Origin of the sequence: Flaviaesturariibacter aridisoli (genome assembly GCF_004343705.1) — a bacterium.
In the GTDB taxonomy this organism is placed as follows: Bacteria; Bacteroidota; Bacteroidia; order Chitinophagales; family Chitinophagaceae; genus Flavisolibacter; species Flavisolibacter aridisoli.
This window is the reverse complement of record NZ_SKFH01000001.1, coordinates 184,448-198,789: the sequence shown is the minus strand read 5'-3', so window position 1 is coordinate 198,789 and position 14,342 is coordinate 184,448. Positions and strand designations below refer to the sequence as shown.

13 protein-coding genes are annotated in these 14,342 nt (G+C 60.1%); 2 read left to right on the top strand and 11 right to left on the bottom strand.

All coding sequences use genetic code 11. The features are described from left to right. Nucleotides 1–18 precede the first annotated feature (18 nt). A complete protein-coding gene (locus E0486_RS00890) occupies nucleotides 19–1,605 on the bottom strand; it encodes a hypothetical protein (RefSeq protein WP_131850248.1) in 1,587 nt (528 codons plus the stop codon). A 57-nt stretch (nucleotides 1,606–1,662) separates the two neighbouring features. Here E0486_RS00890 and E0486_RS00885 point away from each other — a divergent pair, with 57 nt between their 5' ends. Together E0486_RS00885 and fumC are read left to right on the top strand one after the other, a co-directional pair. Continuing rightward, on the top strand, nucleotides 1,663–2,454 hold the full coding sequence (locus tag E0486_RS00885; RefSeq protein WP_131850247.1) for a hypothetical protein: 792 nt from the start codon (nucleotides 1,663–1,665) through the stop codon (nucleotides 2,452–2,454). Between the two features lie 94 nt (nucleotides 2,455–2,548). After that, nucleotides 2,549–3,949: a class II fumarate hydratase gene (fumC, locus tag E0486_RS00880; RefSeq protein ID WP_131850246.1), complete on the top strand. Its 1,401-nt coding sequence runs from the start codon at nucleotides 2,549–2,551 to the stop codon at nucleotides 3,947–3,949. Nucleotides 3,950–3,997: 48 nt separating this feature from the next. On the opposite strand, the gene E0486_RS00875 is transcribed toward fumC, so the two are convergent. From E0486_RS00875 to E0486_RS00830, 10 genes are all read right to left on the bottom strand, one after another. Beyond that, a complete protein-coding gene (locus E0486_RS00875) occupies nucleotides 3,998–4,699 on the bottom strand; it encodes a lipoprotein signal peptidase (RefSeq protein ID WP_131850245.1) in 702 nt (233 codons plus the stop codon). Between the two features lie 146 nt (nucleotides 4,700–4,845). Beyond that, nucleotides 4,846–5,559 (bottom strand): MFS transporter, encoded by a 714-nt coding sequence (locus E0486_RS00870; protein WP_131850244.1) that lies wholly within the window; start codon nucleotides 5,557–5,559, stop codon nucleotides 4,846–4,848. Nucleotides 5,560–5,643: 84 nt separating this feature from the next. Beyond that, entirely contained in the window at nucleotides 5,644–6,579 is a 936-nt protein-coding gene (locus E0486_RS00865) for a hypothetical protein (RefSeq protein ID WP_131850243.1), read from the bottom strand. Nucleotides 6,580–6,671: 92 nt separating this feature from the next. Then, on the bottom strand, nucleotides 6,672–7,262 hold the full coding sequence (locus E0486_RS00860; protein ID WP_131850242.1) for a helix-turn-helix domain-containing protein: 591 nt from the start codon (nucleotides 7,260–7,262) through the stop codon (nucleotides 6,672–6,674). A 9-nt stretch (nucleotides 7,263–7,271) separates the two neighbouring features. Continuing rightward, nucleotides 7,272–7,775 carry a GyrI-like domain-containing protein gene (locus tag E0486_RS00855; protein ID WP_131850241.1) on the bottom strand — a complete coding sequence of 168 codons (504 nt, stop codon included), beginning with the start codon at nucleotides 7,773–7,775 and terminating at the stop codon, nucleotides 7,272–7,274. Beyond that, entirely contained in the window at nucleotides 7,772–10,207 is a 2,436-nt protein-coding gene (locus tag E0486_RS00850; RefSeq protein WP_131850240.1) for a bifunctional UDP-N-acetylmuramoyl-tripeptide:D-alanyl-D-alanine ligase/alanine racemase, read from the bottom strand. Before E0486_RS00850 ends, E0486_RS00855 begins: the two co-directional genes overlap by 4 nt. Nucleotides 10,208–10,231: 24 nt before the next feature. Next, nucleotides 10,232–11,194 carry a TerC/Alx family metal homeostasis membrane protein gene (locus tag E0486_RS00845; protein WP_131850239.1) on the bottom strand — a complete coding sequence of 321 codons (963 nt, stop codon included), beginning with the start codon at nucleotides 11,192–11,194 and terminating at the stop codon, nucleotides 10,232–10,234. 21 nt (nucleotides 11,195–11,215) lie between these two features. Beyond that, complete coding sequence (gene gldG, locus E0486_RS00840) at nucleotides 11,216–12,925, bottom strand: gliding motility-associated ABC transporter substrate-binding protein GldG (protein WP_131850238.1); 1,710 nt, start codon at nucleotides 12,923–12,925, stop codon at nucleotides 11,216–11,218. Then, a complete protein-coding gene (locus tag E0486_RS00835; protein ID WP_131850237.1) occupies nucleotides 12,922–13,644 on the bottom strand; it encodes an ABC transporter permease subunit in 723 nt (240 codons plus the stop codon). The genes gldG and E0486_RS00835 overlap by 4 nt, the downstream gene beginning before the upstream one ends. A 264-nt stretch (nucleotides 13,645–13,908) precedes the next feature. Beyond that, nucleotides 13,909–14,259 carry a HesB/IscA family protein gene (locus E0486_RS00830; RefSeq protein ID WP_131850236.1) on the bottom strand — a complete coding sequence of 117 codons (351 nt, stop codon included), beginning with the start codon at nucleotides 14,257–14,259 and terminating at the stop codon, nucleotides 13,909–13,911. Nucleotides 14,260–14,342 lie beyond the last annotated feature (83 nt).

Sequence of the window (14,342 nt, the reverse complement as noted above, 5' to 3'; positions counted from 1 at the left end):
TTCTGTGTGCCATCCGGCTTACTGAAGAGCCAGGATGCCCACCATGTCTTTAGCGGAAGAAAAGAGGCCGCCCATACGCTGCGCGTAGAGACCGATCGCATCGTTGCCGATGCGGCGGCTGACGCGGACGCAGGTGGTCAGCTTCATTTCCTTGTGATCGTACACCTGGGCGCGGGTCAGGTTGTCGTTGCCGTCGACGGTGGCCATGGCCAGGATGCTCTTGTTGAACTTCACCATATCGTCGGGGCGCTTGTTGATGTCGCGGTCTACGTTGTCGCGGTCGTCGTTGTAGAACATGAACAGCTTGTTGTTGCGCGTGATGGCTTTGAAGGAGCTGTACAGGTTGGTATACGAGGTCTGCTGGTACTTGGGCACCCGTACGAAGCCGGTGGGCTTACCGGGCTTCACGTGCACGTCCACCACGTCGCCGTAGTAGTACACGGGGTAGGTGCGCGAGGTGTAAAAGCCGTTGCCCGAGGAGCTCGACGTGGTTACCATCACCATCTTGTAATATTCGAGCAGGTAGTCGGTGCTGCCGTCTTCGCGCGTCACCACGTCGGCGAGGCTGAAGTTGGAGCTCAGGCCCGGGTCTTTCTCGCGGTCGCTGCCTTGCTTGTCTTTCTTGATGAGGGTGACCATGTCTTCGGGGAACGCTTCCATCTTCACCATATCCACGTTGGTGCCGCCGGCGTTCACCTTGGTGATGAAATAGCCGTTCACGTAGCCGTCGTACTTGTTTTTGTACAGGCCGAACATGGTGAGGTTGTTGTTGGCGTCGGAGGTTACCTGCAGTTCGTGCACGAACTTGTCGTTCACGTCGAGCACGTACTCTTTCGGCTTGGTGCTGCCTTTGGTGTAGAGCAGGAACTTGGCCTTGTAGGCGGGCACGTTGGCACCGTCTTCACGCACTTTCTCTTTTTTCACTTCCTTGTCGTAGTGCTTGATCAGCACGCCTACGTCGCCGCTGTTGGTCACCACGTAGTCGAAGATCACCACGAACTTATCGAGGTAGGGCAGCTCCACGGTGTTGTCCCACATCTTGTTCATGTTCGCGTCGAACACGGACATATAGTACTTCTCGTTACCTTTCTTGGAATAGGGCGAGAGGCCGAACATCAGGATCTTGCTGGAGTCTTTCGACAGTTCGTAGTTGGCGTCCGACTGGCGCGAGCGGTCGAGGGCCGCCATGACACCGAGGTTGATCGGGCGTCCGGTGGGCGCCAGCGTTTTGGCGTCGATCTTCTGGGCATAGAAGCTGGTGGACTTGTCGCTCTTTTCGTAGCGGTTGGTGAACATGAACAGGTTGTTGCCCACGCTGAGGAGGTTGTCGAACTTGACGTTGTCCTCGTCGACGCTGAAGCTGCGCACGCCCTGCTCCACGAGCCGGTCGGTATAGCGGCTCAGGATCGGCGTTACCGATTTTTTCGAGAACCATCCGCCGCCGTGCGACTCGAAGCAAAGCTTCACCATCTCGGTTCCCGAACCTTTCACCAGCGAGCCGTATTCCAGCTCTGTCTTGCTTTCTTCACTCCAGCGCACATTCACCCGCTGGGCCTGGGCAGATCCGGCGACGATCAGGGCCGCCCAAAAAAGACACTTTCTCATATTAATTATTTTGGCTTAGTGTGCAAATAAAATACTTTCGCGCCAACTATTACTGTTATGAGAGAAAAAAAACTAAACTACCTGCTCCTCGCCTGCCTGGCCCTGTCCGCTTTCCAGCCCCTGTTCGCCCAATCCCGTAAACAGGCCCGCGACAGCTCCGTCACGATCATTTTCAACGAGCAAAAATCGACCTCGGCCCGCTCGTCCAAGAAGGGCAGCTCCGAAAACAACATCGTCAAGATCGCGCCCCTCGGCTTTATCAGCGGCCAGTTTCCGCTGCTGTACGAGCGCCGCCTGACCGACGTATTCACCATCCAGGTGGGTGGCGGTCTCACGCACCGCAACTACATCCGCAGCGCATTCGGCAAGTCGCTGTACGACGGTGAGAACAGCTCGCTGATCAAGGAATACCCCTGGAGCTCCAACTCCAGCGATTACGACATGGCCCCCGAGCTGTACAACTTCGACGTGCGCAAGCCCAAAATGGGCTACATGTACCGCGTGGAGCCCCGCGTTTATTTCGGTGGCGACGCCCCGGAGGAGAACTACCTCGGCTTCCAGTACAACTTCGCCCGCTACAACTTCAGCATGCCCGGCTACGTAGCTTCCACCGGCGAGTTCAAAGGTGCCGACAAGGATGAATTCGAGACGCTGTCCGACTTCATGGTGCACTTCGGCCACCAGTGGCTTTACGACCACATCTCCATGGAATGGTCGTCGGCCATCGGCCTGCGGCAGATCAAGGGCAGCAAGTACGTAGTGAGCAACAACGGCCAGGAAGGCTTTGCCGCGTACAACAAGAGCATCATCAACTTCGGTATCGGCTTTTCGGTCGGCTACCACTTCTAAGCTATTTCTTTCGGAATGGAAAGGCCGCCTACGGGCGGCCTTTTTCGTGCGCGGAACCGGAATGCGGTACTTTTGCCCCCGAAAATCAAACGCCATGAACTTTCGGATTGAAAAAGATACCATGGGTGAAGTGCAGGTTCCTGCCGACGCCCTGTATGGTGCCCAGACCCAGCGCAGCATCGACAACTTCCGTATCGCCCAGGACATCAACCGGATGCCCAAGGAGATCATCCGCGCTTTTGCCTACCTGAAAAAGGCGGCCGCCATTACCAACTTCGAAGCCGGCATCCTGCCGAAGGAGAAAATGGAACTCATCGGCCGCGTGTGCGACGAGCTCCTCCAAGGCCAGCACGAAGCCGCCTTTCCGCTGGTGGTGTGGCAAACCGGGTCGGGTACGCAGAGCAACATGAATGTGAACGAAGTGGTGGCCTACCGCGCCCACGTGCTCAGCGGCGGACAGCTTACCGACAAGGACAAGGTGCTGCATCCCAACGACGACGTGAACAAGTCCCAGTCGTCGAACGACACTTTCCCCACCGCCATGCACATCGCCGCCTACCAGATGTTGGTGGAAACCACGATCCCGGGCCTGGAGCTGCTCCGCAATACGCTGGCCGAAAAGAGCAAGGCCTTTATGAACGTGGTGAAGATCGGCCGCACGCACTTCATGGACGCCACCCCGCTGACGCTGGGCCAGGAGTTCTCCGGCTATGTGTCGCAGCTCGATCACGGCCTGCGCGCCCTGCGCAACACGCTGCCCCACCTCGCCGAGCTGGCCCTGGGCGGCACCGCCGTGGGCACTGGCATCAACACCCCCGAAGGCTATTCGGAAAACGTAGCGAAGCACATCGCCGCGCTGACGGGACTGCCCTTCGTGACGGCCGAAAATAAATTCGAAGCCCTTGCCGCCCACGACGCCATCGTGGAAAGCCATGGCGCGCTGAAGACGATCGCCGTATCGCTGATGAAGATCGCCAACGACATCCGGATGCTCTCCAGCGGTCCCCGCTCGGGCATCGGCGAGATCCTCATCCCCGACAACGAGCCCGGCTCCTCCATCATGCCCGGCAAGGTCAACCCCACGCAGGTGGAAGCCCTCACGATGATCGCCGCCCAGGTGATGGGCAACGACGTGGCCATCAACATCGGCGGCTCGATGGGCCACTTCGAGCTCAACGTGTTCAAGCCGATGATGATCTACAACTTCCTCCACAGCGCCCGCCTCATCGGCGAAGGCTGCGTGAGCTTCACCAACAAGTGCGCCGCCGGCATCGAGCCCATCGAGGAAAACATCCGGAAGCACGTCAGCAACTCGCTCATGCTGGTCACGGCCCTCAACACGAAGATCGGCTACTACAAAGCCGCCGAGATCGCGCAGAAGGCCCACAAGGAAGGCACCACGCTGAAGGAAATGGCCGTGAAGCTTGGTTATGTTACGAACGAGGAGTTCGACCAGGTGGTAGACCCGAGCAAGATGGTAGGTAAGCTAGGATGAGTAATCAATAATGCGAACGAAAAAGACCCCGCGCTGCGGGGTCTTTTTTTATTTGGTAAGGGCCTGCGTATCCGGTTCCGGGTTTGCAGGAAGGTCTTTCACCCCGTCCGCGTTATCGGTGCGCTCCGCGTGCTGCCGGTGAATGAACCGTTTTTGAAAGATGATCAGCGTGATGACGCCCACGGAAATGGCGGCGTCGGCGATGTTGAAAATGGGGCTGAAGAACGTAACGCCCTGCCCGCCCACGAAGGGCACCCACGAGGGCCAGGTGCCGTTTTCCACGAAAGGAAAATAGAGCATGTCTACCACGCGGCCGTGCAGGAAGCCGGCATAGCCGCCGCCGGGAGGAAAGGCGCTGGCCACGGTGCTGTAGTCGGAAGCCGAGAACAGCAGGCCGTAAAACATGGAGTCGATCAGGTTGCCGAGGGCGCCGGCGTAGATGAGGGCGGCGCACACGATAAAGCCGCGGCTGTAGCGCTCGCGCACGATCCGGACGAGGTACCAGGTGCCGAAGATGACGGCCACCAGGCGGAACAGCGTCAGGGCCATCTTGCCCCAGGAGCCGCCGAACTTCCAACCCCAGGCCATGCCTTCGTTTTCGATGAAATAAAGACGCGCCCAGTTGAAGCCGCCGAGTTTGGCCACTTCGCCGAAAGGATAGTGGGTCTTGATCCAGATCTTAAGGGCCTGATCGGCCAGGATGACGATCGCAATAATGAGAAAGGGGGTGCTGAGTTTCACTGGCTTCATAAAAAAAACTCCCGGGCCGGCCCGGGAGCGTCAAAGATAGGAAGCTACAGCGTTTGGCGCCGTGCCGCATTGCGATAGTCGTGGAAAAGGGCACTAAATGGAGGGACCGGTTTTGTTAAAAAAGGGGGTGACGGCCGTCAGCCCGCTTACTGTAGCCAGAAGATCACCAGGAAGAAACCTGCCAACGCGATGCCGGCGCCGATTGCCCTCCAGCGCTCCGCGGGCCGCAGGCCGAAGTAGGCCATCAGCGGGGCACGGCATAGCCCGATGACCAGCGCTCCCCGCAGCGAAAAAAACAGTCCTACAAACCAGAGACTGCCCGAGGAATCATATCTATAGCGAAACAGGAAATAGTACAGCGAATACAGCGCGAAGGACAGCGCCAGCGTTTGAAAGGCCACGGTGATCCGCCAGCCCCAGTGATTACGGCGAAGGCCGAGGAAGGCGCCGAGCACCTGCAACAACACCACGCTCATGGAAACCAGGAAAGGGAACGACAGCACCGAGCCGCCACTGGCAATCACCCCGTACCAGCTCAGGCCATCCTGGTAAACGCTCCAGCCTACCAGCGCCCCGACACCCAGGTAGATGGCCCGCATCCAGGCAACGGGCGGCCAGCCGAAACGCCGCTCCGGTGGGGCCAGCAGGGATTCGAGAATGCTCTCGCCTTCGCCGGCCTCGCCAAACGCGGCCGGTTCCGGCATCGCGGGCACCCGCTCATATAGCAGCACGTTGCGCTCGCTTAAAACGGCTTCGGCCGCCGCAACGGCATCGGGCTGGTAGTCGTCCGGAAATTGCAACACGCGGCGGAGATCGGTATCGGACCAGTCTTTATACTGGGAATAAAAGTCGAAGTTCATGGCAGTGGTTCCCTGCAATTTAGACACTTCCGCCGGTAGCGCCAACCGCAGCACCAGGGAAAACAAATGGCGCCTCCCCTTCGGCTACGGAAGCAGCGTGAACTTCTTCCGCTTCAGGTCCAGGTAAAGCCGTTGCTTCAAAAACAACACGTTGCCGGCCATGCCGCCGATGCCGAAGCGGGCCATCGACTGCACCTGCGCCTCACTGGTGCCCGAGATGTACGACACCTGGCGCAGTGGCAGCATCTTCCCTCCTAGGCCGATACTGTCACTGCTGGCGAAGCTGTGCGCCGTCAGCGTAACGTCCCAGGAGCGGCTCGCATGCTGCTGGTCGGCAGCACCGGGGCGCGCCATCTTTACTGCCGACGCGCTGTCGGTGAGGAGGCTGAATGCGCTCGACCCGCTGTCGTACACCAGCAGTTTTTGCTGGCCGCCGATCCGGGCCGGCAACAGGATGCGTCCCTGCAGATACAGCAGCGGGTGCACGGGCGTTGCACCCGTAACGGTTGAATCGACATTCAGCTTCAGGCGCTGCGCCGGGAAGTCGAGCAGCACCGCGCGACCGCTCAACAGGTCGGAGCCGGCCGTGCCGATGATGCGTATGCGTTTCTTCCAGTTAATGCCACTACCCGCGTAGTTGCGGAGGGCCGCACCCTCAACCGAGAAGGCGCTGCGGTCGAGGCGGGCATCCCGGAGCGACAGGCGACCACCGGCCGTATCGAGCGCGGCGGGGTAACGTACCAGGATGCCCTGTACGGCCTCGCGGTAAAAAAGCGTCGCCGGCGCGCCGAGGTCAAACTGGAGGTAAAAGGTTTCGGAACAGTTCGGCAGGCGAATCGGCAGCAGCAGCGCGCTGTGCTTCAGCGTCCCCTCGGCAAGCCACCGGAAACGGATCGACTGCGGCTCCGCAGGCAGCCCGATGCGGCCTCCCTCCTCCTGCGAAAAAGCCGAAAGGCCGTGGGTCGTCAGCAAGGTAAAAAACAAAAAGAGCAAACGTTGGCGGAGGGTCGGGAATGGCATGTCGCATGTTTTTAGTGCGCTGCGAAAATAGCCGGCAGCGCCCCTCCCGCGGGCCGACATTGACCCGACATTGACCCGACAAACGTTGGTTATCAATCCGTTAGCGGAAGATCCCGCAGCAGGGTTTTCGTTTGCAACAGGGCCCACAACAGCAGCAACGCGTTGCCACCGAACATCGCGAACACGAAGGGGAGATAGGGAATCGCGACGCCCGTGCGGCGCGTCAGAGTATAATTGAAGGCCGTGATGGCCAGGAGCCCGCCGTTGAGCGCCACCACCCAGTACACCTGGCTTCGGACCAGCCTTCGCCCGAAGCTGCGCACCGGCGCCGGCAGGTCGGGCTGCCGGCGAAGCATCGCCTGCGGCAGCAGGAAGTGCACCCAGGGAAGGACAATAAAGGAAAAGCAGGACAGGCAGAGCAGGCGCAGGAAGTGGAGCAGTTCTTCGCGGTCGACGGCGGGTGCCGGTATGCCTGGAGCCAACACCAGGGGGACCGGCAACAGCGCCTCCGGGGCGAGGTCGAGCGCGCCGGCAATCGCCTTGAGGGTGTAAGCACGCGGAACGGTCTCGCCACCCTCGATACGCTGGATGGTGCGCACCGTTACCCCGCTGCGTTCGGCGAGTTCTTCCTGGGTAAGGCCTTTCCGCTTCCGGTGATCCTGCAGTACTTGCGACAACTCCATGGCGGCAAGTTACGGTCCCGGGCGCAGCATCGCCTCACGCACCGGGATCCAGATCTCTTCTTCGGAGCCCGGGTCGTCGCGTCGGTATTTAGCACCCAGCAGCTCAAAGTGCGGACGATTATCCAAAGCATAACCCGACTTAGGTAGCCACTCCCCGTAGATATACCGGAACGCAGCCTGCGCCTGGGCAGCGTTGCCGCGGAAATCAAAGACGGCATAGGCGCCGGCGGGCAGCACGAATGGCTCCATCCCTTCGGGCAGGCCTTCGTGGCTGGTCACTTCCAGCAGGGCCCATTTTGTAAAAGACCGGTTCGGATCGAAGGGCCGGAAGAAATGTTCGGGATATACCTGCAGGCTATAGAGGTGCTCGTTGACGCCATTCGTAAAATGGCGGCGGCGGGGCATGAAGGTGGTCCACAGCTCGAAGGTGCGGTTGCGGGCGAACGACATTTCGAGGTGGCGGCCAGCGAGCAGCTTTTGCTCCAGGTGCACGATGCGGGGGCCGGTGATCATTCCTGGAAATATACGCGTTTCACCCGCTGGCTTACGCCCGTCATTACTTCGTAGGGAATGGTGCCGATCCAATCGGCGAGCTGTTGCACCGGCAGGGGCTTTCCAAAGAGGATCACCTCGTCGCCCTCACGCACACCCGGCACATGCGTCACGTCGATCATGGTCATATCCATGCACACCGTGCCGATTACGGGTGCCAGGTGCCCGTTGACGTACATCTTGCCCACGCCATAGCCGAGGCGCCGGCTGTAACCATCTGCGTAGCCGATGCGCACCGTGGCGATCAGGGAAGCTTCCTTCACCACACCGCGGCGGTTGTAACTCACCGTCTCCCCCGCTTCAAGGCGCTTCAGTTGCGCGATGGTGCTGCGGAGGGTAGCCACCGCTTCGAGCTCGAGTTGCTTCGTTTCGATCTCCACACCATAGAGCCCGATGCCAAGGCGGACCATATCGAGCTGCAGGGCCGGATGCCGGATGATGGCGGCCGAATTGGAAATGTGTTTCAGAAAACGATACGGAAGCGCGGCTTCGAGGGCAGCCACCATCGTAGCGAAGCGTGCGCCCTGTTCGTCGGTAAAACCGTCCTGCGCCGGGTCTTCGCTCGCCGCCAGGTGGCTGAAAACCGACTGCACGCGCAGCCAACCCGTCTGCTGCAGGTGCCGCGCCAGCGACGGTATTTCTACGGAGGAAAAGCCAAGGCGGTTCATGCCGGTTTCCACCTCCACGTGCACGGGCCAGGCCTGGAGCCCGGCGCGCTGCAGGTAGCGCTCGAAATCCTGCAGAATGCCGAACGAATACAACACCGGTTGCAGCTGCCATTCCACCAGCACATCGAAGGACGACGCATCGGCGTTCATGACCATGATGGGCAGCGAGATGCCCGCCTGGCGAAGGGCTACGCCTTCATCGGCATAGGCCACCCCCAGGTAATCAACGTGGTGAAACTGCAGGATGGAAGCCACTTCCGAAGAGCCGCTCCCGTAAGAAAAAGCCTTGACCATGGCCATCACCTTCGTGCCGGGCGCCAGCAATGCGCGGTATTGCTTCAGGTTGTGAGCCAGCGCGTTGAGGTTGATCTCGAGCACCGTCTGGTGCACGCGCGTTTCCAGCGCCGCTACGATCCGCTCAAATCGAAAGTGGCGTGCACCTTTTACGAGGATGGTCTCTTCGTGGAACTGGGCGGGATGGTATTGCTCCAGGAAATCTTCGGTGCTGGCGTAGCGCTGCACCTCCACCGACGGCGGCAGCGAAAGGTGACGCGTCACGTCGTGGCCGATGAGCACGGCTTTGCCCACTGCGGCGCCTTCGAGGGCGCGGGCCACCTGCGGGTAAAAGCGGTCGGGTGCCGAGCCGGATTCGGCAAAGTCGGAAAGGATCACGGTGCGCGGTTGCCCCGTTTGCTGCTGCGCCATAAAGTTGAGCGCGAGTTGCAGCGATGTAAAGTCGGCGCTGTACGAATCGTTGATGAGCGTGCAGCCGCCGGCGCCATGCTTCAGCTGCAGGCGCATGTCTACCGCCTGCAGGCCCGCGAGCCGCTCGTTGATGGTATCGATGGAATAACCGAGGTAAATGAGCACGCAGGTGCAGGTGAGTGCGTTCGACACGGAGGCCTCATCGCTGAAGGGAATCCGTATTTCTACGGGCACACCCCGGTATTCGGCCTGCACCAGCGTCGGCGTTCCCTGCTCCAGCCGCACCATGTGCAGGCTGGCGCCCGACTCCACGCCCCAGCTGATGTGCTGCGGCAGCAGGCCCGTCCAGGGCTCGGGGCCGATCACGGCTCTGGCACCTTCAAAGAGGCGGCCTTTTTCGCTGCGTTTTTGTTCGGTGTCGAGAAAGCCTTCGTCGTGAGCCGAGCCGATGTTGGTGAGCACGCCCACCGTGGGACGGATCATGCGGGCGAGCCGCTCCATCTCGCCGGGCTGCGAAATGCCCGCTTCAAAGAGGGCCAGTGTGTGCTCCGGCCGCAGCTGCCACACGCTGAGGGCCACGCCGATCTGCGAATTGTAGCTCCGCGGGCTGCGCACGATCCGGTGCTCGGGCTCGAGCAGTTGCTGCAGCCACTCCTTCACGATCGTTTTGCCGTTGGAACCCGTGATGCCGATCACCGGCAGGTCGAACTGCGCGCGGTGCCAGGCGGCCAGGGCCTGCAGCGCCGCGAGCGTGTCGGGCACGCGCAGGAAGGAAGCACCCGCGAAAGCGTTGCGGTCCACCTCATGGCTAATCACGAAGGCGCGCACGCCTTTGCGCCAGGCGTCGTCGATAAAGCGGTGGCCGTCGCTGCGGGCCGTTTGCAGGGCGAAGAAAAGCGAGCTGTCGGGAAAGGTCACGGCGCGGCTGTCGTGCAGCAGGTGGGCGATGCTGCGGCCGGTGTCGCCGGGCTGCAGTAGCTCCGCACCCGTTACTTCCGCAATGGTGGCAATGGAATACACCCGTTGAAGGTACAGCCGGCGCGCTTAAATTTCGTCGTTCTCGCGGGCCTGACGGCGCGTGGCATTGATCGAATAGAGCACAGAGCCGCCGAGGCACACCACGATTACAATGAGCGAGATCACTACCGGCATATGAAATGAGCTGTATACCAGCGGCACCAGCATCTTCAGGCCGATGAACACGAGGACGATCGCAATGCCCTGCTGCAGGTAGGCAAAACGGTTCACCGCGCCCTTGAGGAGGAAGAACAGCGAGCGCAGGCCCAGCACGGCGAAGATGTTGCTCGTGTAGATGATCATGTTGCGCTGCTTCGATTCGGTAACGATGGCAAACACCGCCGGGATGCTGTCGAGCGCGAAGACGATATCGGTGGTGGCCAGCATCACGATCACCACGAACAGGTTGGTGAAGAAGCGCTTGCCGTTGCGTTTGATGGTGAGCTTGCCGCCCACATCTTCGTGCACGATGGGCAGAAAGCGGTTCAGGAATTTGTAAACGGGATTGGTGCCCGGGTCGAAGCCCTCATCGCTTTCCTTCACCGTAAAGATCTTGATACCGGTGTATACGAGGAAGCCCCCGAAGATGTAGAGCAGCCAGTGAAAGCGCTCTACCAGCGCCACACCCACGGTGATGAAGATGACGCGGAAGATGATGGCCATGAGGATGCCCCAGAGCAGGGCCCGCGCCACGTGGTCGCTGGCAATCCGAAAGAAGGTGAAGATGAGAATGAAAACGAAAATGTTGTCGATGCTCAGGCTCCACTCCATCAGGTAAGCGCTGATGTATTCAATGGCCGGTGCCTTTCCGTATTCGTACCAAAGAAAGCCGAAGAAGGCGAAGGCCAGCGATACCCAGAACAGGGTTTGGTACAGCGCCTTCTTGATGCTGATCTCCGTGGAACGCTTGCTCAGCAGCCCCAGGTCGAGCACAAGGGCGATCAACACCACCAATCCAAATACCAGGTAACTGAGCTGATCCAGGGTCATCGGTTTCGCAAATTTGAGGCGCTAAGATACGGACGATGCATAGCGGCGGCGGCGCGCCTGCTGGTAAAGCGCCCCGAAGAGTACGAGCAGTACGACGGGCAAGGCGACCGTAACCGCCTGCCAGGTGCTGCGCTGTTCCTTCACCCGCCGCGGGTCGAGCAGGCGGAGTGTAAACTCCTTGCTCCGCGTTTGCAGGATGTCGGAAGGATTAACGAGGTATTCGAGACTGTTGAGGAAAAACTCCTTGTTGGCGTAAGTATACCGCGTGAAGGGATTCATTCCCATCGGCAGGGGCCCCGAGGAAGCGCTGAACTGGTTGAGGGCCAGGTCGCCGTCGGCAACCACGATCATCTTGTTGGGCTGCGTGGTAGCCGGGAAGAAATCGTATTTCTGCGCCTTGAGCGAATCGGCCACTGACCGCGGAAGCCGGCCCGCATAGAGCGATGGAAACTGGCCTTCGAGCAGGTATGCCACGGGCACGTTCTTGCGGCGGAACAGCTTTTCATCGGGCGCCACCTGCAGCAGGCTGAAGTCGATCTTCGCCGGCGAGCCCAGCACGCGCGCATTGGCCGACGACTGCAGCAGCACGGTCTTGCGTACACCGGCGGCTTCCACCGTATCCATACTGGTGGGAAAGAAGGCGCGGACGCCATCCAGGTTTTTGCTGATCGGGTGCTGCGTGCCATCGAGCACCGGGAAGAAGGGCCAGTTGACGAGGCGCTGCTGCCCGTTGCTTTCGTTCACCTGCGGCAGCTGGTCGCTTTGCATGTCCTGCACCAGGTCGGTGTTGAGACGCACGCCCCAGTTGAAATAAAGGTCTTCGAGGTTAAGGCCGCGGTCGAAGGAAATGAAGCCGCCGCTTTTATAAAGGCTGTCGAATTCGGCGTACATGTTGTCGACCATCCAGAAGATCTTGCCACCGTGCGTCACGTATTGGTCCAGCTTCAGCTTGTCGTCGTTGCTGAAGGGCACCGTCGGCTTCATGACCACGACCGCATCGATCTCCGCCGGGATGAAGGGCACTTTTTTCAAGTTAAGGGTATCGGCGAAGTAGTTGTCGCGCAGCGAAACGAAAGCGTCGTTGATGTTGTAGCCCCAGGCCTCGCCATTGCCCAGGAGGTAGGCCACGAGCGGCTTTTCCTTCGTAGTTACTTTCTCGATAGCGGAGGCGAACTTGTATTCCACCGAGGCCTCCACGTTGTTGTAAAGGGCGGCCAGCTCCTCGGCGCTGGTGCCGAAGGCGCGCTGTCCTTTGAGGAGGTCCACACCGACGGCGCGCTCGCCCTGGCGCACCACGGCGCCGTGAATAAGGCTCGTCACTTCGAGGCGGTCGCCCACTTTTTCGGGCGCCTGCACCGCCACCGGTGTCAGGCCGTAGTTGGCGCGCAGCGAGTCGAGCAGGAGGCGCGAGGACGCCGTGTCGCCGGCGAAGGGATCCACGAAGCGGAACTCCAGTTTGCTGCCGCCGTACTCGCGCGTTTCGGAAAGAAAATCTTCGAGCGAGCTGCGAAACTTCCGCACGAAGGAGGGCAAATCTTTACCAGTGAGGAAAACGTCGATGTTCACGGTGCTGTCGATGCCGCGCAGCAGGCGCTGCGTGGGTTTGCTCAGCGAGTAGCGGTGCTCGGCGGTGAGGTCGAAGCGGGCGTGAGCGAGGGCGGCCACGATGTTGACGGCCACCAGGGCGAGGAGCGCGAGTAGCCAGGCGCTTTTGCGGGTACGTTGCTTCATGCGCGCTGGATCAGGGTTTGACGGGTCAGGAATAAGAAGAAGGCGGCCAGCGATACGAAGTATACGAGGTCGCGGGTATCAACCACACCGCGGCTGATGCTGCGGTAGTGGGCGTCGATGCCGAGTAGGTCGAGGTAGTAGTCGGCACCGCCGCGGAAAGCGGCCAGGCCGCTCAGCGTATGAAACCCATAATACAGGAGCAGGCAGGCGATGAGGCTCAGGATAAAGGCAATCACCGCGTTGTTGGTGCGGCTGGAGATGAAAATGCTGATGGCCGTGAATACAGCCGCCAGGAAGAACAGGCCCAGGTACGACCCGGCCGCGGCGCCGGCGTCGATGCCGGTCGTGGCGGCCAGGTGGTTCACGGTAAAATAATACACGAGCGTGGGCAGCAGCGCGATCACCACGATGATGAGGGCGCCCCAGAACTTCCCGCCCACGATCTGCCCCGGTGTCAGCGGGCGCGTGCGCAGGATCTCGAAAGTGCCGCCGCGGTATTCGTCGGCAAAGGAGCGCATTGTGATGGCCGGGATCAGGAAGACAAGGATCCAGGGCGCCAGCGCAAAGTAGGCTTCCAGCGTGGCATAGCCGCTATCGAGGATGTTGTTCGGAAAGACAAAGAGCACCAACCCGTTGACCAGCAGGAACACCACGATGGCAATGATGCCCGTGAGGCTGCTGAAGAACTGGCCAAGCTCCTTTTTACAGATGGACCACATAGGCTGTAAAACTAAGGTTTTGGAGGTTTTGATGGTTTTGCGAGTTGCAGGAGGCACGCAGATAACGCGGGTAACGCAGATAAGATATAGAAGGATGTGCTAAAAGACGTGAGCCGTCAGCCGTGAAGCGTGAGCGCGGACGCACAACGTGAGCCGTGAAGCGTGAAGCGTGAGCGCTGACGCCTAATAACGAAAGAACGGATGCCTTCGGCATCCGTTCTTTTATTAAAGTCGCATTGCGCGCTCACGGCTGACGGCTCACGATCACACCGCAAAGCTTTCCCCGCAACCGCAGGTGCGCGAGGCGTTCGGGTTGTCGAAATAAAATCCTTTGCCGTTGAGGCCGTCGGAAAACTCCAGCATGGTGTTCACGAGGTACAGGAAGCTTTTGAGGTCCGTAACCACTTTCACACCATTGTCCTCGAACACCTGGTCCATCGGCTTTTGCTCGTTGTCGAAATCGAGCTTATAGCTCAACCCCGAGCAGCCGCCGCCCACAACGCCCACCCGCAGGAAATAGGAAGGATCGTCGGCCACGCCGGCGTCGGTCATCAGTTGACGCACTTTATCGCGCGCCTTGTCGCTTACGTATATCGCGTTATCTGTCGCTGTCATAGATCGAATGGGGTCATCGGATAATGGGATAATGGGATCATCATTGGAGGCGAACAGGTAGGATCCCTCCGCACATCATCCCA